Genomic DNA, 17,893 nt, shown 5'->3' with positions numbered 1-17,893 from the left:
TCTTCTTTTGGATTAATCTTATACGATATAGATAAGGATGAGGAAGGAGAGCAGCCAGGCAAGGACGATAAACTGGGTAATCCTGTCGCGCAGGATAATCTTCGTAGGGTCGCCGCTTTTCTGGTCTACCACTGCTATCTGGATGTATCTCAGCAAACCCACCAATACGAATACACTGGTAAGATAGAGATAATCAGTATGGAAATTCTCGATAACCTCAGGACTCACCGTATACATGATGTAGCATACCAGGGTAACCGAGGCGGTAATGGTAATTGCCTGGTTGATGAAGGTGAGGTTATAGCGGCTGGTGTTCTTGCGGGGAGCCTCGCCCGTCTTTTCCATGCGCAATACATCGTCGCGGCGCTTGGCAAAACTCATGAAGAGGGTGATGAGGAAGGTCATCAGCACAATCCACTTACTCAGCATGATATGGGTAGCCACACCACCTGCCAGCAGGCGGAGTACGAAACCGAAGGCTACGATACAGACATCGATGATGGCATACTGCTTGAGCTTGGCGCAGTAGCAGAGGTTTAAGAGCCAATAGAAGGCGATGATGCCCATGATTTCCCATGATTCCAGCAGACAGCATGTACCCATGGAGAGTGCCAGCATGAGAAACATCAGACCGTATGCCTGCCTGATGCTTACCGCTCCTGATGCAATCGGGCGGTGGCACTTCACGGGGTGACGGCGGTCGGCCTCTACATCAAAGATGTCGTTGAAGCAGTAGATGCTCGATGCAGCAAAGCTGTAGGCGAAGAAGGTAATCAGTCCAGCCAGCAAAGCATCGATTTGGAACAGGGCACCGCCAAAGAACAGCGGTACGAAGATGAATCCGTTCTTGATCCATTGTTTTGGGCGAATCAGTCGCATTAAGGCAGCCATTCCTTTGCTGTCTTTCATTTTATTCTCGTTCATAAAAACTCCTTTTTACTTGATAATCTTAGCTAATTCATTAGAAATCCATCCTGCTATCTTGCTCAATATCCATGCTGCAGGCAGGGTGATTGCTATGCAGGCAAGGAAGGTTGGCCAATAGCCCAGATGATAAGGTTCTATATATTTGAGTACGAAGTGGATGTGGATGAGATAACATTCCAGGCTCAGTGCTCCTACCAGCATGAAACCGCGGTTGAACCAGTGGGGCGTACGGCGGAAGATGCGGTTGAGCAGCAGGATACTCGTGATGGTGAGCGGGATATAGAGCATTCGCTCCAGGAAGAGCGGGAACATGCCATGTTTCTCCTGCTCCAGGAAGATACTCGCCAGCAGCGTCATCAGGAACATCAGCCATATCATCCATATCGAGGCTCCGTCGAGTGTCTGCTTCTGTCTTACCATCTCACCCATATTGATGCCGATGAAGAAGATAGGCACGCGGCTCCAGAATATCTCCAGATGTCCCACAGCCTGATGTATTGGGGTGACATATTGTACCAGGATGCACCACATGATCATCACCACCGGCAACCACCGGTAAATAGGGTGGCGCTTGATGAGTTCCATATAGGCAGGGGCAAAGAGATAGAGCATCATCGTGGCTGGGATGTACCAGAAGTTGAGTTCATCATGCAGCCAGAACCCCCAGTTGATGGTTATCTCGCCAAAGAGATTGATCCAGTTCCATGCACTGCCTCCCTGGAACCCTGGGATATAGAAGAGGCAGGCGATGATGAGCCAGGTTGGGTAGATGCGCAGATAGCGGCGGATGAAGAAATGCTTGGCAGAAGGATTCTTCGTCCACGAGAACCACAGTCCTATTCCGCTGAGGAATAAGAACATATCTACTCCCACATTACCCATTCTGCGAAGCCCGAAAAAGGCATCCTCTCTAGGTAGTGCTACATGGAACAGGATGATGAAGAGCATCGCCGCTCCCATCAATTCTCCGCGAAATCTGCTGATATTCGCCAGTTCTATATCTTTTATCTTCATAAGCTAAGTGAAGAGTGAAGAACGAAGAGTGAAGAATTCTCTTGTCTTCTTGTTTGTTTTTTGTTATGGAGGTGAAAAACGAAGGGTGAGTTTCAATAGCTATTGAATTCTTCACTCTTCACTCTTCGTTCTTCACTCTCAATACTTTGGATTTGGAATCTTCTTCATCAGTTGGGTAAACAGCCATGCCAGACAAACGCTGGCTATGATGTAGAGCAGCAGACCGGCATAGATGTCGCCACGGCGACTGATAGGGATGAAGATTTTGCGGGCTACCGGATGAATGACGAAGAGGGCACCTGAGATGCTGCCCATCCATGCCAATACCTTGTAAGTGCCCTTCAGCCAGTTGATGTCCTGCAGGAGTTCAGCAAGCAGTACGCTCAGCAGACAGATGAAGAAGGGAACGAAGGTCCAGCCCAGCATGCTTCCGCTCAGACTGTAGATGAGCGAGATGCTGAAGATGATGCCAAAGAAATTGGTAACTGGAGAATGGAAGGTCATCAATATCTTCTCGCCATAACGTGCATAGAGGATGCCGAGTCCGAATGGCAGCATGCCTCCCATGAAGTTGTAGCGGTAGCGGTTCATCGCTTCACTCTCCGGATTGTCGAATCCCAAGGCTAGCTGAATGCCGATGCAGATTGCCATCAGCGCCACCGTCCATCCCCAGTGACGGCGATAGATGAAGAGGCGGTATACGATGTAGAGCTGCAGCATCAGTCCGAAGAACCAGTATGGTCCCGGCCAGATGATGTTGTCTGGGTTTGGCAATACATTGTTGAACATGCCCAGCATTGCCACAATGTCGAGCGCTGCATAGTGATGAGAGCCCGGCGTGATGAGGTCGAGCATGGTGAATGCTGCAAAACCGGTTATCATCATCTTGAAGAGTTTCAGATAATGATAGCGCACGAAGCGCAGCGGCTCGCGCCAGTTGATGCGCCAAGCCGATTTCTCACCAGAGATATGATATATCTGTGCTTCCTGTTCTGCTGAGAGGTGGGGTTTTGCCTCATATTTCATCACCAGTCCGTAGGCACTCAGGAAGAGGAATACCGGCACTCCGTAATGACCGAAGAACGAGAGCAGGTGGATAGGCAGGTTAAAGTCGGGATTGACGATAACCTGAGCCAGCCAGTCTACGTTGTGCTGGATATACTGATATTCGTTCTCCTTGACGATAGGACCTAGCCAATGACAGTAATTGTGCAGGAAGATGCCGATGATGGCAAGTCCTCTCAGTGCATTGCAGGCTTCTCTTGTTAATATCGACTGTTTCATTTCTTATCTCCTTTCTTGCTTTTTTCCTTTTTCCTTTTTTCCTTTTCTACCTTTTCCAGATGCTCGTCGCGCAGCTGGTCGTAGTCGGCTGAATTCTTGAGGATACGTGGTCGCATCTCGTTGTATTTCGGACTCAGGATATTATATTCCTCCTTGTAGGTAGGCGTCTCGATGCCAGCCAGATATAATAATAGGTGAGGCAGGGCATCGGTCATGAATCGCTTGTCCTTTGCCTTGCGTATCTGACGGTAGATGTCGCGGTGGTTCCTGATATACTTCGGTGAACAGTATATCCAGAAAGGAATTTCGAATTCGTAGTGGGCCAGCGGCCAGTCGATGTTGGCTGAATGGTTACGGCAGATAAAGCCGCGGTCCTCCTCATAGCATTCCTCGCCATGGTCTGGTACATAGATGACAACGGCATCCTCCTTCTGGAATCGTTTCACGATCTGCGCCACGATAGAGTCGTTGTAGAGGGTAGCATTGTCGTAATGGCTCAGCATCTTGCGCTGTGCCGTGGTCAGCTCTGGTCGCTTTTCCTCGTAGCTGCTTGCCCAGAACTTGGCTTGTTCCTTGCGGTAGCGCAGCTTGTAGTTCACGTGCTGTCCCATCAGGTGGAAGATGGTGAGGTTGTGCTCCTTTTGGAATGTCTTCAGACTGTCGTCATAGTCTTTCAGCAATCCGTCGTCAAGATCGTGCAACTGGGTATTGCGATGGTCAAACTGCAGCTTGCTCAGTTCCGGATTGTTCAGGAAGAAGCCACCGCTGAAGTCATAGACGGCTTCTTTAGCCTGCGGCAGGAATTCGTTTGTGATGAAGGTAACGTTGTAGCCAGCCTTTCTGAACACTTCCGGGAAGAGCGGATAGTCGCACCATTCTCCTTTCTCGCCTATCACATGGGTGGAGAGCATGTTCTTGAATACGAAGCTGGTCAGGTTCCAGCAGGTTACTACATCGGTGAATTTGGTGAGTTTCCGGCTCTTTTCCAGGGCTGTCTGTCTAGGAGTCGTCTCCATGAAATAGCCGTATTGCTGCGAGTGATGTCTGCCGTAGCTTTCGCCGATGATGAGCACGATATTAGGTGAGCGATAGCTGCAGCTGTCCACCTTTACGGTATGTGCGGCACGGATAAGCTGGGTTATCTGATGCGCTGCCAGCTGGTTGGCATAGATACTGAAGTCGAGTCGGTAGATAGGCAGATAGAGCACGGCATGGTCTTTCTCTGTCAGGGTGTGCTCCACCTCTCCGATGGTTTTGCCCGACATCAGCTTGTGGAAAGCCGTCTTGTTGTGCCATGAAGTGCACAAGCCAGTGATGAAAACAGCGATACAGAGGATTCCGAAACTTGCCGGCATGGCTGCGGTCATACGAGGAATGGCCATCAACCGTTTCTTGAGCGAAGCCAATTCGAGTATGGTGATGAGGAAGACATAGAGCTTGATGAGTGGCTTGCGGAAGATGGCGATGAGTATCTGAATCAGAGCCAGGAGCAGGATCCAGCCTACGCTGCTGAAGAGAACTTCGGCAGAGATGAGTGCTGAGAGGAAGTTGCTCGCCTCTGCACTGTTGGTTTCACCCACCAGCATCAGCATGGAAGGATTGAGTGTGGAACCGAAATTCACGAAGCAATAGGTGTCTGCGGCTGCGGTGCTATATAATATAATGTATAGCACGATACGTAGACAGAAGCGTACCTTCTTGGGGAAGATAGCAAGAATGGCACACAGGAGGTAGAGGTCGACAAAGAGTTCCAGAAACAGATTGTCGTACAATGAGCCATATTTCGGTATGGTCACCAGTGAACTGATCGTGCCCAGTAAGTACATGAACACGAAGAAGTTGGCATTTCTGCGAATAGGAGCAGATGCCACACTAAGACACTTCTTGATGATTTCTTTCCAACTCATATCTTTCTATTGTTGTTTAAAATGTTGTAAACAGTTTTTTGAAGCAAACGTTATATGCTTTTAAAAGGCAGAAGTTTCCAAACACCCGGATGTTATTTTTTTATCGGGCGTTATAGTTTCTTTTTACCAGTTCTTCGATGCTCTCCGGTACCATTCCCTTGATACTCTTTCCTTCTTTGATGCGCTGCCGTATCTCGGTACTGCTGATGTTGAGCAATGGAGTTGCTACTATTGTTACGCCTTCAGGCACTTCGCCCACGCTGCTTCCCTGACGGGGATAGACAACGATGGGGTAGTGGGCAAGGATATCTTCGTGATGATACCACTTGTCGAAGGCAGCCCAGTTGTCCCCACCTATCAGCAGCGTAAACTCGATGTCTGTGAATTCCTGGCTGATGGCTTGAAGCGTGTGCCAGGTATAGGATGGCTTGGGCAGGCGAAACTCGTAGTCGCATGTCTTGAGCTGAGGCTCCTTCTCCAGTGCCTTCTCTACCATTTCCAGTCGCAGATGGTCATCGAGCAAGTCGGTTGCCGTCTTTTTAAAGGGGTTCATAGGCGATACCATAAACCACACCTCGTCCAGCCCCGCCTTCTCGCACAGGCTTTTCGCCAATGCGATATGGCCGGTATGGATGGGGTTGAAGCTACCGCCAAAGATTCCTACTTTCTTACTTTGAACTTTGAACATAGAACTTTGAACTTTATGATTAGCAAAGCGAGCTGTATTTGCCTTTTGGACAGGCGACGGAATCGCCTGGAACGGGGGCTTTGCTTTCTGATAGCTGGCTTCGCTTTAGCTATTTTTTGCTTATGCTTTAGCTATTCTTTGCTTATGCTTTAGCTATTCTGCGTCTAAAAAGGCTTTTACGAGCTGATAAACCTCTTGCTGAGCCTTCTCCAGGTCATCGTTGACAACGACGTTGTCGAACTGAGGAGCGAAGGTCAGCTCATAGCTGGCTTTGGCAAGGCGCTGTTCGATAACCTCTGGGGCATCAGTATTACGACCCACCAGGCGGCGGCGCAATTCCTCAACCGAAGGTGGCTGTACGAAGATGCTCAGGGCACGGTCGCCATAGAAATTCTTGATGTTCACACCGCCTTTAACGTCAACGTCGAAGATTACCGACTCGCCCTTGGCAAGCTGGTTTTCCACCTGCGACTTCAAGGTGCCATAGAATCTGTCCTGGTAAACCTCCTCGTATTCCAGGAATTCATCAGCTTCTATCTTAGCCTTAAACTCCTCAGGAGAGAGGAAGAAATATTCAACACCATTCTGCTCTGTGCCACGAGGAGCACGAGAGGTACAACTGATGGAGAAAGCCAACTTCAACTCTGGGTGTTCTTTCATCAACCAGTTGACGATGGTGCTCTTACCACTGCCCGATGGGGCACTGAAAATTAATAATCCGTTCTTCATTGTTCCTTTTTCTTTTTATATGCCATTCTTTTGCCAGGCGATGGAATCGCCTGGAACGGGGGCTCTTTTTGGGGGGCTCTTTTTGGGGGGCTCTTTTTGGGGGGCTCTTTTTGGGGAGAGCTTTTCTCTTTAGAGAGCATTCAGCACCTGTTCCTTGATCTGCTCCAGCTCGTCCTTCATCTTCACCACGATGTTCTGCATTTCTGCCTGGTTGCTCTTGGAGCCGGTGGTGTTGATTTCGCGTCCCATTTCCTGTGCGATGAAACCGAGTTTCTTTCCTACGCCATGACCTTCCTCGTTCATGGTCTCACGGAAATACTTCAGGTGGTTGGCAAGACGCTGCTTCTCCTCGCTGATGTCGAGCTTCTCGATATAGTAGATAAGCTCCTGCTCCAGTCGGTTCTTGTCATAATCCACATTCGGAATCTGCTGCAAGCCGGTAACGATGTTCTGTCTGATCTTCTCCACGCGAGCCTTCTCGTATGGTTCGATGCTAGCCAGGAGAGCCTGGATGTTATCCACTTTCTCGGTAAATTTCTTCTGAAGAGCGGCTCCTTCCTGCTTGCGGAAGTCCTGAAGATGGGTCACAGCCTCGCAAATTGCATTTTTGGCAACCTCCCATTCCTCTTCTGTCAATTCTTCGACTTCTGTCTTCGTTGTTACATCAGGAAGACGCAACAGACAGTTGTACCAGTCAGTTGGCTCAGGAATACCGGTTTCTTCCGATATTTTCTTGATCTGCTGGTAATAATTCTGTACAAGCGCACCGTTGATAGGTGTAGCATCGGTGGCAGCATCCTTCTCTATCCAGATAGAGAAGTCTATCTTTCCTCTTTCCAATGACTTAGCGATGTACTGACGAATTTCCATCTCCTTCTCTCTGTAGAGCGGAGCTATACGTGTAGAGAGGTCAAGCGTTTTGCTGTTTAATGACTTTATCTCTACATTAATCTTCTTTGTTTTGTAGGCCGCGGTAGCTTTTCCGAAGCCTGTCATTGACTGTATCATATAATCTTTCGCGTTAAATTTCTGCAAAAGTACAAAAAAAAGCGAGAAAATGCGTATATTTGCAACTTATTTAAGAATATATTTTTAAATTATGTCGTGTATTTTGAATATTGAGACGAGTACGGACGTGTGCTCAGTGGCAATTAGTGATAGTGGACAGGTGATTTTCAACAAGGAAGATCACTCAGGTCCTAACCATGCAGTTAAGTTGGGTGTGTATGTTGATGAGGCTTTGGATTTTCTCGATTCTCATGGTCTTCCATTAGAGGCTGTGGCTGTAAGTTGTGGTCCAGGCTCCTATACCGGATTGCGTATCGGCGTGAGTATGGCGAAGGGCATCTGCTATGGCCGTGGCGTGAAGTTGATAGCAGTTCCAACCCTTGAACTGATGGCTGTGCCTGTATTGCTAGGCGAACATCCTGAAGATGAAGACGCCCTCATCGTACCTATGCTCGACGCCCGTCGCATGGAGGTATATGCCGAAGTGCTCGACCGCGCCTTGAAGGTGGTTCGCCCTATCCAGGCTGATATTGTGGATGCTGATACTTACAAGGAATACCTTGATCAGCATCATGTGTATTTCTTCGGCAATGGTGCTGCCAAGTGTATGGAGACCATCAATCATCCTAACGCTCACCTCGTAGAGGGCATTGAACCATTGGCAAAGAACATGGCTCCGCTTGCTGAGAAGCGATTTGTAGAAGGCAAGTTTGAGGATGTTGCCTATTTCGTGCCTTTCTATCTCAAGGACTTCGTAGCCAAGATGCCGAAGAAATTAATTTAAGCGGCTCTCATCCATGAGCGCATTGACTATATTAAAATAATTAGATGAAGAAGAATATGAATATACAAGGATTAGATTACAATACACAGCGGGAGAAACTCGTGCTGCCAGAATATGGCCGCGAAATCCAGAAGATGGTGGATCACTGTCTGACGCTCACCGACCGCAATGAGCGCCAGCGTTGCGCTGAGTCCATCATCAGTATCATGAAACGTATGTTCCCAGAGGGAATGACGCAGGCAGAGAAAGACCGTAAGTTCTGGGATCATCTTGCCATCATGAGCGGATTCCAGCTGGATATCGACTATCCTTACGATATAGCTCATGCTGCTCTGATTGCCAAGAAGCCAGAGCCAATGGACTATCCGATGAAGCGCATTCCTGTGCGCCATTACGGAGCCATGATGTTCGGTGTGTTTGAACAACTCGAGCATATGGAGCCGGGAGCAGAGCGTGATGCGCTTGTAGAATTGACAGCCAATCAGATGCGTCGCGACCTGATGCAGTGGAGTCATGGCTCGGCTGATGAGGAGAAGGTGGCTTCTGACCTTGCCCGCTATACTCATGGTAAGATACAGCTGGATCTGGGCACCTTTAAGTTTGCTCCTATCCGTGATGTGCCTTACAATAATAATAACGGTAAAAAGAGAAAATAAGTAACACATTATTAAATAGAATTCTATGGAGTCTTTCATTATAGAGGGCGGACATCCGCTCCAGGGTACCATCTATCCCCAGGGCGCCAAGAACGAGGCGCTGGAGGTAATCTGTACCACCATCCTTACCGATGAGCCTGTGCGCATTAATAATGTGCCGGACATATTGGATGTGAACAACCTCATCAAGTTGCTCAAGGAAATAGGTGTGAAGGTTACTCAGCATAACCGTCACGACTATACCTTCCAGAGTGACGAACTGAATCTGGACTATCTCGAAAGTCTGGAGTTTGTGAAGAAATGTTCTTCCCTTCGTGGCAGTGTGCTCATGTTTGGTCCGCTGCTCGGAAGATGCGGCAAGGCTACCATTGCCAAGCCGGGTGGCGATAAGATTGGTCGTCGCCGTCTCGATACCCATTTTCTGGGTTTCAAGTATCTGGGTGCAACCTTCGTCCATGACGAGGAGCGCAATGTGTATCAGATTCAGGCAAAGAAGCTCAAGGGCTGCTATATGTTGCTTGATGAGGCTTCCGTGACGGGTACAGCCAATATCATCATGGCTTCCGTCCTTGCTGAGGGAACCACCACCATTTACAATGCGGCTTGCGAACCTTATATCCAACAGCTCTGCCATCTGCTCAATGCGATGGGAGCACAGATCAGTGGCATTGCCAGCAATCTGATTACCATCGTGGGCGTCAAGAAGCTGCATGGTGCCAGCCATCGCATCCTGCCCGATATGATCGAGGTGGGTTCGTTTATCGGAATGGCTGTCATGTGTGGTGCCGGTATCCGCATCAAGGACGTTTCGGTCAAGGATCTCGGTATCATTCCTGATTCTTTCCGCCGTCTCGGTGTGAAGATCAAGGTAGAGGGCGATGACCTTGTCATTCCGGAGCAGAAGCATTATGTGATAGATTCGTTTATCGACGGTACCATCATGACGCTTGCCGATGCTCCATGGCCTGGACTTACGCCAGACCTTCTTTCGGTGCTCCTCGTGGTGGCTACTCAGGCTCGTGGCAGTGTGCTTTTCCATCAGAAGATGTTCGAGAGTCGTCTCTTCTTCGTAGATAAGCTGATAGATATGGGTGCACAGATTATCCTCTGCGATCCTCATCGTGCCGTGGTGGTAGGTCATGACCATAAAATCAAGTTGCGTGCTGGCAGGATGACGAGTCCGGATATCCGTGCCGGTATCGCCCTGCTGATTGCTGCCATGAGTGCCAACGGTACCAGCCGTATCGAGAATATCGCTCAGATAGACCGTGGTTACGAGGATATCGAGCATCGCCTCAATGCGCTGGGTGCCAAGATTACCCGTGTCTGCGACTAGGTGTTCAAAATTCAAAGTTCCAAGTAATATGATTAGACGTGACGAAGTATATAAGATAGGTAAGTTGGGAAAGCCTCATGGGGTGAAGGGCGAGATAACCTTTGCCATTACCGATGATGTTTTCGACCGTGTGGATGCCGAGTATCTGGTGCTCGACATCGACGGCATCCTCGTACCTTTCTATTTAGAGGAGTATCGTTTCAAGAATGATGAGAATGTACTCGTGAAATTTGAGGATATCGATACCCAGGAGCAGGCTCGCAACTATACCGGTCGCGAGGTCTTCTTTCCACGCCACCTTTCAGATAGCGATGGTGAGAACATGACCTGGGCAGAAATCATCGGTTTTCAGCTGGTAGATGCCGTAAGTGGAAAGTTGGTAGGTACTCTGGATCGTGTTGATGATTCCACCCTCAACCTCCTTTTCGAAGTGACGACTCCTGAAGGTGATGACATTCTCATCCCTGCCAGCAACGACCTCATCGAAGAGGTGAATGCTGAAAAGAAGGAAATCAGAATGGCGATTCCGGAAGGATTGCTTGACTTATAAATGATATAATGATGAAGAAACAACAGATATGTATTCTCGGTTCTACCGGCAGTATCGGCACGCAGGCACTCGATGTCATCGAGCAGCATAGCGACCTTTACGAGGTATATTGCCTTACCGCCAACAACCGGGTGAAGGAACTTGCCGAGCAGGCACATAAGTTCCACCCTGCTGCCGTAGTGATAGCCAACGAGAACCACTACGAGGAATTGCAGGATATGCTGAGCGATGAGCCAGATATCAAGGTTTATGCAGGTGCCCAGGCGCTTTGCGACATCGTACAGGCAGAGCCTATCGATATGGTGCTGGCTTCCATGGTTGGTTTTTCTGGCTTGGAGCCGACTATCCATGCCATCAAGGCTCGTAAGAAAATTTGTCTTGCCAACAAGGAAACCCTCGTGGTGGCAGGTGAGTTGATTTGTAATCTTGCCCAGGAATATCATGTGCCTATCCTTCCGGTAGACAGTGAACACAGCGCCATCTTCCAGAGTCTGGTGGGCGAGGGCGACAACGAGGTAGAGAAGATTCTCCTGACCTGTTCGGGCGGTCCGTTCCGTAATTATACCCACGAGCAGTTGGAGAAGGTTACTGCAGCCGATGCCCTCAAGCATCCTACCTGGGATATGGGAGCCAAGATTACCATCGATTCGGCTTCGCTCATGAACAAGGGTTTCGAGGTGACAGAGGCGAAATGGCTTTTTGGCGTTCCTGCCGACAAGATAGAGGTTCTCATCCATCCTCAGAGTGTTGTTCATAGTGCTGTTCAGTTTGTCGATGGAGCCGTGAAGGCTCAGTTGGGCGTGCCTGATATGCGTCTGCCTATCCAGTATGCCTTCTCGTTCCCTCAGCGTCTGCATCTCGATGGGGAGCGTCTCGACCTCTTCAAGACGCAGGATTTGCAGTTCTTCAAGCCTGACTATAAGAAGTTCAAGTGCCTGCAGCTTGCCTTTGATGCTATCAGGAAGGGTGGCAATATGTCGTGCATCGTGAATGCAGCCAATGAGATTGTGAATGCCGGTTTCCGCAAAGGCGAATGTGGCTTCCTCCAGATGGCAGACATCATCGAGGAGACGATGGCTAAGGCCACCTTCGACAGCAATCCAGATCTCGATGTCTATCTGCAGACGGATGCTGAGGCTCGCCGCATAGCAACGGAGCTGATGCTCAAGTAATAATTAATAATGTAGAATTAATAATTAATAATTAATAATTAAAATGAACGCAGGATATAGGACTCATCATAAAGTTCAAAGTTCCAAGTTCAAAGTTCAAAGTAAATAAATGGAAGTATTTTTGATCAAAGCGTTGCAGCTGATGCTGTCGCTTTCCATCTTGGTGTTGCTCCACGAGGGCGGACACTTCTTCTTCTCCAAGCTCTTCGGTGTAAGAGTAGAGAAGTTCTATCTGTTCTTCGACCCTTGGTTCCATCTCTTCGAGTTCAAGCCAAAGAATTCGGATACCACTTACGGTTTGGGATGGTTGCCTCTCGGAGGATATTGTAAGATTTCGGGTATGATAGACGAGAGTTTCGATACTGAACAGATGAAACAGCCTGAGCAGCCTTTCGAATTCCGCAGCAAGCCGGCATGGCAGCGCCTGCTGATTATGATTGGCGGTGTGCTGGTCAATTTCGTACTGGCTCTCTTCATCTATTCCATGATTCTTTTCCATTGGGGCGAAGACTATGTAGCAACCAAGGACATGACTCAGGGAATGAAGTTCAATACCGAGGCAAAGGCATTGGGTTTCCAGGACCATGATATTCTCGTGGGTACTGAATTCGGAGCTTTCAAGACCTTTGATGGCGACATGTATCGCGATCTTTCTACAGCCACTCGTGTAGATATCATCCGTGGCGGCAAGCCGATGAGTCTCAATCTGCCAGGCGACCTCGACATGCTCAGCATGATCAAGGAGAGTCCTCGCTTCGTAGAGGTTTATCTGCCATTGCAGATTGACAGTGTGATGAAGGATTCTCCTGCCAGCAAACTGGGTTTGGCAAAGGGTGATAAGATTCTCGCTCTGAATGGCAAGAAGGTGGATTCTTTCAATGAATTCCAGTTGGAGCTGGGACGCATCAATGATGTTCTCGCCTCTACCTCTTCTCATCAGGACAGCGTGAAGGCATTGACAGCTCAGGTAACCTATCTCAAGGCGTCTGGCGATACATTGAAGAACAATGTCATGCTGCAGTCTACCGAGAACGGTGTGAAGTTTGGCTTCTATAATCATCCTGTTCTCCTGGATTACAAGGTTACCCATATCAGCTACGGCTTCTTCCAGAGTTTCCCTGCGGGTATCAAGTATGGTTGGAATGTATTGTCGGGCTATGTAGGCGATATGAAGTATGTCTTCACCAAGGAAGGTGCCAAGAGTCTGGGTGGTTTCGGAGCCTTGGGCAGCTTGTTCCCTTCTATGTGGGATTGGCACGCCTTCTGGATGATGACCGCTTTCCTGAGCATTATTCTGGCGTTCATGAACATTCTTCCTATTCCGGCATTGGATGGCGGACATGTGTTCTTCCTCCTTTACGAAATTATTACAGGCCGCAAGCCGGGCGATAAGTTCATGGAGCGTGCCGAGTATGTCGGTTTTGCTATTCTCCTCCTCCTGCTCGTTGTAGCCAACCTGAATGATGTGTTGAGATTCTTCCACCTGATGTAAATGCCTTATATAATAAAGGTGGATAAAATATAGAAAAGATAAAGGTCGCTGCCATGACGGTAGCGACCTTTTTGTTGGTATTTTATATGAATCGGTTTTTGTTAATTTTAAATTTTGTTTGCTATTTATCGTATTTCGTGTCTTGTAGTTTCCTAATTATGAGTAGCGGATAATCTGTCCCGGTGTCAGCTTCTTATCCTTCTTGTAACCGTTGAGTCGGCAAATCTGCTCTACGCTTACACCACGTTTCTCAGCGATGCTCATGAGCGTTTCACCATACTTAACCTTGTGATAGAGCTTTTCTCCTGATGGACTGGCGGTATATCTTCCAACCTCTCCACCGTTCACCTGCTCCTTGGTATATCCACCGTTTCCAATCTTGCCGCGTGCAGCGTTAGCCTCTGCATATTCGCTCTCGTAGGTATCGCGATTGAAATTGTAGAAGTCGCCAGTGACATCCTGATTGCGGAAATCGAAGAAGAGTGCCGGGTTCAAAGCCACGCCACAGAGACGGGTTTCGAAATGGAGGTGAGAACCTGTGCTTCGACCGGTGTTACCACCCAAGCCGATTACATCTCCTGCTCTTACTTCTTCGCCCTCAGTAACGAGCTGCTTTGAGAGGTGGCCGTAGATGGTCTCCAAGCCGTTGTTGTGACGAATAACGATGTACTGACCGTAACCACCACCTTCATATCTTACGATGCGAACTCTGCCTGAAAAGGCTGAGCGGATTGAGTCGCCAATATAAACCTTGATGTCCATACCTTTATGTTGGCGGCCAAAGCTAGCACGGTAACCGAAGTTACTTGTGACAACGCGACTAGGAGTTGGCATGCAGAAATGACGAAGGTCGATACGGAAGTGCTCTGGCAATTTTGTTGCCTTATGGGCATACTTGTTAGAGAAGTCCTCGTACAGTTCAGCTGCAGGATTTTCTCTATCTTCCACTAGTCGATAGTGCGAGACAGCAAGCGTGTCAAGCGCTTTCATTCTGTGGTCTACTGGAGCTTGTCTTGCTAACAGATCCTGTCCGCAAACGGGAAAAGCTGTTAACGCCAACAAGGCAACGACCGAAATTTTTTTCATTCTTTTTTTAAAACTCATACTACTTTTTCTATTTTCTTTTTTAGGTCCATGTCAATAAGCGCAGAATCCATAATCCAAATTCTGCAAAAACCACTAGGGCAAGTACCCTAATCTGCGATTTTGTTATATAGACGTTGCAAATATAACAAAAAAATCTCGAAAAACAATGGTTGTTAACGCCAACTCCCCGATATTTAACGTGATAATCTAGTTTTTAACGTTTGTTATGAAGGTTCGGTGCAATTAATTGTCAATCTGCTCGTTTTCATGCTTTTGCAGGATTCTGAGCAATGCCACGGCAGGGGAATGTCCCATGAAAATATACTTTTTTACCTCCGGACTGGTAAATCTGAGGCATTCCTGATAGGCTCGGAACAGGTCATCCAGGTTGATGGTGAATTCCTTGCCCGATGATTCCCGGATGCCGATAATCATTTTGGCGGTTACATGTAATTTAATGTATCTGATGCCCGTTACGCTTTCTATTTCTTTCAATTCCGATAAGATAGCACGCATCTCGTCCATGGTGAGTTCCGGACGAGGTTCTCTGATGGCTGGTTTTCTTCTTCTATCCATAATTGCTTTTGTTTTTTAATGTTTTTTGCCTGGCGATAGAATCGCCAGGAACGGGGGGTGATTGCTGAAACCGCCTTTTTTATTGCCGCTTTAGCTGATGGCTGCCCAGTTGATATGGGTTTTCTTCAATTCCTTGAGGCGGTTCCAGAGCAGGGCGTTCTGAGGGGCATTGCATTGCGGGTCGTTGTCGATGATTTCCTGGGCTTCATTGCGTGCCAGCTGAACCAGCTGGCCGTCTCTGGCAATATTCGCTATCTTCAGGTCGAAAGCCATGCCGCTCTGCTGCGTACCTTCCAGGTCGCCGGGACCACGGAGCTTCAAATCGGCTTCGGCGATGCGGAAACCGTCGTTGGTATCACACATGATGTCGATGCGCTTGCGTGTCTCCTCAGAAAGCTTGAAGTTGGTGACGAGGATGCAGTAACTCTGGTCGCAGCCTCTTCCCACACGGCCTCGCAGCTGATGCAGCTGGGAGAGACCGAAGCGCTGGGCATCCAGTATCACCATCACCGAGGCATTCGGCACGTTCACGCCCACCTCTATGACGGTGGTGGCAACGAGAATCTGCGTCTCGCCCTTCACGAAAAGCTCCATCTCCTCTTCCTTCTCGGCTGATTTCATCTTGCCATGAATCTTGCTCAGCTTGAATTCCGGAAACGCCTGTTTCAGCGTCTCGTAGCCTTCTTCCAGGTTCTTCAGATCGCTCTTCTCGCTCTCCTTGATGAGCGGGAAGACGATATATACCTGTCTGCCGAGATTAATCTGATGGCGGATGCTCTGGTAGAGGCTGGTGAGCTGGGTATCAAACTTATGCAGGGTCTGTATCGGTTTTCTGCCCGGTGGCAGTTCGTCGATGACGCTCACGTCCAGGTCGCCATAAATGGTCATGGCGAGGGTGCGCGGGATAGGGGTGGCAGTCATCACGAGGATATGCGGTGGATTCTCGCTCTTGCTCCACAGTTTCGCTCTCTGTGCCACACCAAAGCGGTGCTGCTCGTCGATGACGGCAATGCCCAGGCGCTGGAACACCACGGGGTCTTCCAGTACGGCATGGGTGCCGACCAGAATCTGGATATCGCCGGTGGCGAGGTCGGCAAGAATCTTTTCTCTTTTCTTTCCTTTCACGATGCCCGTCAGCAGTTCTACCCGGATGTCCATGCCCTTCAGGAAAGAGTGGATGGTCTGGAGATGCTGCTCGGCAAGGATTTCTGTAGGTGCCATCATGCATGCCTGATAACCGTTGTCCAGGGCGATGAGCATGGTCATGAGTGCCACGAGCGTCTTGCCCGAGCCTACATCGCCCTGCAGGAGGCGGTTCATCTGTCTGCCGCTGCACATGTCGGCCCTGATTTCGTGCATCACCCGTTTCTGCGCTCCCGTCAGTTCGAAGGGCAGATGGTCGGCATAGAAGCCGTTGAAGATGTCGGCGATGCGGTTGAAGACATAGCCCCGGTATTTGCGTCGCTGGTCGCTGGCATACCTTAATATATTAAGCTGCACATAGAAGAGTTCCTCGAATTTGAGGCGCACCTGAGCCTTCTGCATCTCCTGATGGGAATGCGGATAGTGAATCATGCGGATGGCAGCATCTCGCGAAACCAGATGCAGGCGCTCTACGATATGGCTTGGCAGTGTTTCGGGAAGAGGAGGAAGGATGGTGACCAGCTGTTTGCTCATCTTCTCGATGGAACGTGAGCTGTAGCCGCGCTTCCTGAGGTTTTCGGTAAGCGAATAGTAGGGCTGCATGCCCATCTCTGATATCTGAAGATGGGTGGCATCGTCCATGTCGGGATGAGTAAACTGGAATCTGCCGTTGAAGACGGTAGGCTTTCCGAAGACGAGGTATTCCGTGCCCACCTTATAGGTTTTCATGATGTATTGTGCACCACGGAACCAGGTGAGGTCTACCACGCCGAAGCCGTCGGAGAAATGAGCCACCAGCATCTTGTTCCTCTTGCCGGTATCTATTTCTTCGTAGCTCAGAATCCTTCCTTTTATCTGTACGTAAGGCATCTCAGAGGTGAGTTCGCTGATATGGTAGACCTTGGAGCGGTCTACATACTTATATGGATAGTATTCCAGCAGGTCACCGTAAGAGTTGATTCCGAGCTCCTTGCTCAGTATCTCTTTCTTCTTGGGACCTACGCCTGGCAGGTACATGATGTCTTGGTCTAAAATACTACTCATATTGTTGCAAAATTACTATTTTATGCCAAGACTGCCAAAAGTTTTACTTATTTTTTTTATAATTGCGTTACAAAACAAGGATTTCTGCGTCTTTACCTTATAAACAACTGAGCTTTCGCATATCAGGAAGTTAAAGGAGTTAAGGAGTTAAGACGTATGTCTTGCTGCTTAAAAACTATGCAAAAAAGACTGATGCTCCTTTAGTTTGGAAACTATTTCATTAGCAGTTCTCATAATAACCTCCTTTCTGCTTTATATAATTTCGTTCAAGAAGTCCATGAAGGAGTCCTTGTCGGCAATATCATTGTTAGGCAAGAAACGGCCCTGCAGAGTTCTGTTAAATGGATTTAATATTTACGGGGAATATTGTTAATAAAAATAAGTCATGAGCCCACTTTAAAAAGTAAGGACTGTTTAAAATGTTTATATTTCACGAAAATAATCTCTGCTTTATGCTGTTATCTGGAATATTTTTCGTATCTTTACACCATCAATTA

Annotated in this window: 16 protein-coding genes; 6 read left to right on the top strand and 10 right to left on the bottom strand. The window is 48.4% G+C overall.

Annotated features, from left to right (window positions below):
* Nucleotides 1-18 precede the first annotated feature (18 nt).
* The 7 genes from ACTQ53_RS11590 to ACTQ53_RS11560 form a co-directional block, all read right to left on the bottom strand.
* A complete protein-coding gene (locus ACTQ53_RS11590; RefSeq protein WP_441933111.1) occupies nucleotides 19-891 on the bottom strand; it encodes a decaprenyl-phosphate phosphoribosyltransferase in 873 nt (290 codons plus the stop codon).
* A gap of 45 nt (nucleotides 892-936) precedes the next feature.
* Nucleotides 937-1,941, bottom strand: a complete 1,005-nt coding sequence (locus tag ACTQ53_RS11585) for an acyltransferase family protein (protein WP_294969213.1) — start codon at nucleotides 1,939-1,941, stop codon at nucleotides 937-939.
* Between the two features lie 138 nt (nucleotides 1,942-2,079).
* Nucleotides 2,080-3,225 (bottom strand): acyltransferase family protein, encoded by a 1,146-nt coding sequence (locus ACTQ53_RS11580; RefSeq protein WP_294969216.1) that lies wholly within the window; start codon nucleotides 3,223-3,225, stop codon nucleotides 2,080-2,082.
* The gene (locus ACTQ53_RS11575) at nucleotides 3,222-5,132 is read right to left on the bottom strand and encodes a sulfatase-like hydrolase/transferase (protein ID WP_441933097.1); all 1,911 of its coding nucleotides are present in this window, start codon (nucleotides 5,130-5,132) and stop codon (nucleotides 3,222-3,224) included. The genes ACTQ53_RS11580 and ACTQ53_RS11575 overlap by 4 nt, the downstream gene beginning before the upstream one ends.
* A 100-nt stretch (nucleotides 5,133-5,232) precedes the next feature.
* A complete protein-coding gene (nadD, locus tag ACTQ53_RS11570; RefSeq protein ID WP_441933096.1) occupies nucleotides 5,233-5,820 on the bottom strand; it encodes a nicotinate (nicotinamide) nucleotide adenylyltransferase in 588 nt (195 codons plus the stop codon).
* 153 nt (nucleotides 5,821-5,973) lie between these two features.
* The gene (gmk, locus tag ACTQ53_RS11565) at nucleotides 5,974-6,549 is read right to left on the bottom strand and encodes a guanylate kinase (protein ID WP_441933095.1); all 576 of its coding nucleotides are present in this window, start codon (nucleotides 6,547-6,549) and stop codon (nucleotides 5,974-5,976) included.
* 129 nt (nucleotides 6,550-6,678) lie between these two features.
* Nucleotides 6,679-7,557 (bottom strand): YicC/YloC family endoribonuclease, encoded by an 879-nt coding sequence (locus ACTQ53_RS11560; RefSeq protein ID WP_217760504.1) that lies wholly within the window; start codon nucleotides 7,555-7,557, stop codon nucleotides 6,679-6,681.
* Nucleotides 7,558-7,648: 91 nt separating this feature from the next.
* Between ACTQ53_RS11560 and tsaB the strand changes: the two genes are divergently transcribed.
* From tsaB to rseP, 6 genes are all read left to right on the top strand, one after another.
* Entirely contained in the window at nucleotides 7,649-8,341 is a 693-nt protein-coding gene (gene tsaB, locus ACTQ53_RS11555; RefSeq protein ID WP_153125618.1) for a tRNA (adenosine(37)-N6)-threonylcarbamoyltransferase complex dimerization subunit type 1 TsaB, read from the top strand.
* 56 nt (nucleotides 8,342-8,397) lie between these two features.
* A complete protein-coding gene (locus ACTQ53_RS11550) occupies nucleotides 8,398-8,997 on the top strand; it encodes a DUF4290 domain-containing protein (protein ID WP_294969230.1) in 600 nt (199 codons plus the stop codon).
* A gap of 25 nt (nucleotides 8,998-9,022) precedes the next feature.
* Complete coding sequence (gene murA, locus ACTQ53_RS11545) at nucleotides 9,023-10,333, top strand: UDP-N-acetylglucosamine 1-carboxyvinyltransferase (RefSeq protein WP_295347029.1); 1,311 nt, start codon at nucleotides 9,023-9,025, stop codon at nucleotides 10,331-10,333.
* Nucleotides 10,334-10,361: 28 nt separating this feature from the next.
* The gene (gene rimM, locus ACTQ53_RS11540) at nucleotides 10,362-10,883 is read left to right on the top strand and encodes a ribosome maturation factor RimM (RefSeq protein WP_294699896.1); all 522 of its coding nucleotides are present in this window, start codon (nucleotides 10,362-10,364) and stop codon (nucleotides 10,881-10,883) included.
* Between the two features lie 11 nt (nucleotides 10,884-10,894).
* A complete protein-coding gene (locus ACTQ53_RS11535) occupies nucleotides 10,895-12,055 on the top strand; it encodes a 1-deoxy-D-xylulose-5-phosphate reductoisomerase (protein ID WP_441933110.1) in 1,161 nt (386 codons plus the stop codon).
* Between the two features lie 109 nt (nucleotides 12,056-12,164).
* Nucleotides 12,165-13,547, top strand: a complete 1,383-nt coding sequence (gene rseP / locus ACTQ53_RS11530) for an RIP metalloprotease RseP (RefSeq protein WP_295347030.1) — start codon at nucleotides 12,165-12,167, stop codon at nucleotides 13,545-13,547.
* Between the two features lie 156 nt (nucleotides 13,548-13,703).
* On the opposite strand, the gene ACTQ53_RS11525 is transcribed toward rseP, so the two are convergent.
* The 3 genes from ACTQ53_RS11525 to recG all read right to left on the bottom strand — a co-directional run bounded on the left by ACTQ53_RS11525 (nucleotide 13,704) and on the right by recG (nucleotide 17,396).
* On the bottom strand, nucleotides 13,704-14,651 hold the full coding sequence (locus ACTQ53_RS11525) for a peptidoglycan DD-metalloendopeptidase family protein (protein WP_441933094.1): 948 nt from the start codon (nucleotides 14,649-14,651) through the stop codon (nucleotides 13,704-13,706).
* A 225-nt stretch (nucleotides 14,652-14,876) separates the two neighbouring features.
* On the bottom strand, nucleotides 14,877-15,209 hold the full coding sequence (locus tag ACTQ53_RS11520; RefSeq protein WP_217760499.1) for a hypothetical protein: 333 nt from the start codon (nucleotides 15,207-15,209) through the stop codon (nucleotides 14,877-14,879).
* A gap of 90 nt (nucleotides 15,210-15,299) precedes the next feature.
* Nucleotides 15,300-17,396 carry an ATP-dependent DNA helicase RecG gene (gene recG, locus ACTQ53_RS11515; RefSeq protein WP_294969239.1) on the bottom strand — a complete coding sequence of 699 codons (2,097 nt, stop codon included), beginning with the start codon at nucleotides 17,394-17,396 and terminating at the stop codon, nucleotides 15,300-15,302.
* Nucleotides 17,397-17,893 lie beyond the last annotated feature (497 nt).

This window comes from Prevotella sp. Sow4_E9_plate, from assembly GCF_052116205.1.
Taxonomy (GTDB): domain Bacteria; phylum Bacteroidota; class Bacteroidia; order Bacteroidales; family Bacteroidaceae; genus Prevotella.
The sequence above is the reverse complement of the archived record's forward strand: the minus strand, read 5'-3'. Positions and strand labels throughout refer to the sequence as shown.

Bases quoted from the DNA above. Each gene is read 5' to 3' on its own strand.
- ACTQ53_RS11550 (WP_294969230.1), top strand. From the start codon at position 8,398: ATGAATATACAAGGATTAGATTACAATACACAGCGGGAGAAACTCGTG.
- rimM (WP_294699896.1), top strand. From the start codon at position 10,362: ATGATTAGACGTGACGAAGTATATAAGATAGGTAAGTTGGGAAAGCCT.
- nadD (WP_441933096.1), bottom strand. From the start codon at position 5,820: ATGTTCAAAGTTCAAAGTAAGAAAGTAGGAATCTTTGGCGGTAGCTTC.
- murA (WP_295347029.1), top strand. From the start codon at position 9,023: ATGGAGTCTTTCATTATAGAGGGCGGACATCCGCTCCAGGGTACCATC.
- ACTQ53_RS11525 (WP_441933094.1), bottom strand. From the start codon at position 14,651: ATGAGTTTTAAAAAAAGAATGAAAAAAATTTCGGTCGTTGCCTTGTTG.
- gmk (WP_441933095.1), bottom strand. From the start codon at position 6,549: ATGAAGAACGGATTATTAATTTTCAGTGCCCCATCGGGCAGTGGTAAG.
- ACTQ53_RS11580 (WP_294969216.1), bottom strand. From the start codon at position 3,225: ATGAAACAGTCGATATTAACAAGAGAAGCCTGCAATGCACTGAGAGGA.
- rseP (WP_295347030.1), top strand. From the start codon at position 12,165: ATGGAAGTATTTTTGATCAAAGCGTTGCAGCTGATGCTGTCGCTTTCC.
- recG (WP_294969239.1), bottom strand. From the start codon at position 17,396: ATGAGTAGTATTTTAGACCAAGACATCATGTACCTGCCAGGCGTAGGT.
- ACTQ53_RS11575 (WP_441933097.1), bottom strand. From the start codon at position 5,132: ATGAGTTGGAAAGAAATCATCAAGAAGTGTCTTAGTGTGGCATCTGCT.
- ACTQ53_RS11590 (WP_441933111.1), bottom strand. From the start codon at position 891: ATGGCTGCCTTAATGCGACTGATTCGCCCAAAACAATGGATCAAGAAC.
- ACTQ53_RS11560 (WP_217760504.1), bottom strand. From the start codon at position 7,557: ATGATACAGTCAATGACAGGCTTCGGAAAAGCTACCGCGGCCTACAAA.
- ACTQ53_RS11585 (WP_294969213.1), bottom strand. From the start codon at position 1,941: ATGAAGATAAAAGATATAGAACTGGCGAATATCAGCAGATTTCGCGGA.
- ACTQ53_RS11535 (WP_441933110.1), top strand. From the start codon at position 10,895: ATGAAGAAACAACAGATATGTATTCTCGGTTCTACCGGCAGTATCGGC.
- ACTQ53_RS11520 (WP_217760499.1), bottom strand. From the start codon at position 15,209: ATGGATAGAAGAAGAAAACCAGCCATCAGAGAACCTCGTCCGGAACTC.
- tsaB (WP_153125618.1), top strand. From the start codon at position 7,649: ATGTCGTGTATTTTGAATATTGAGACGAGTACGGACGTGTGCTCAGTG.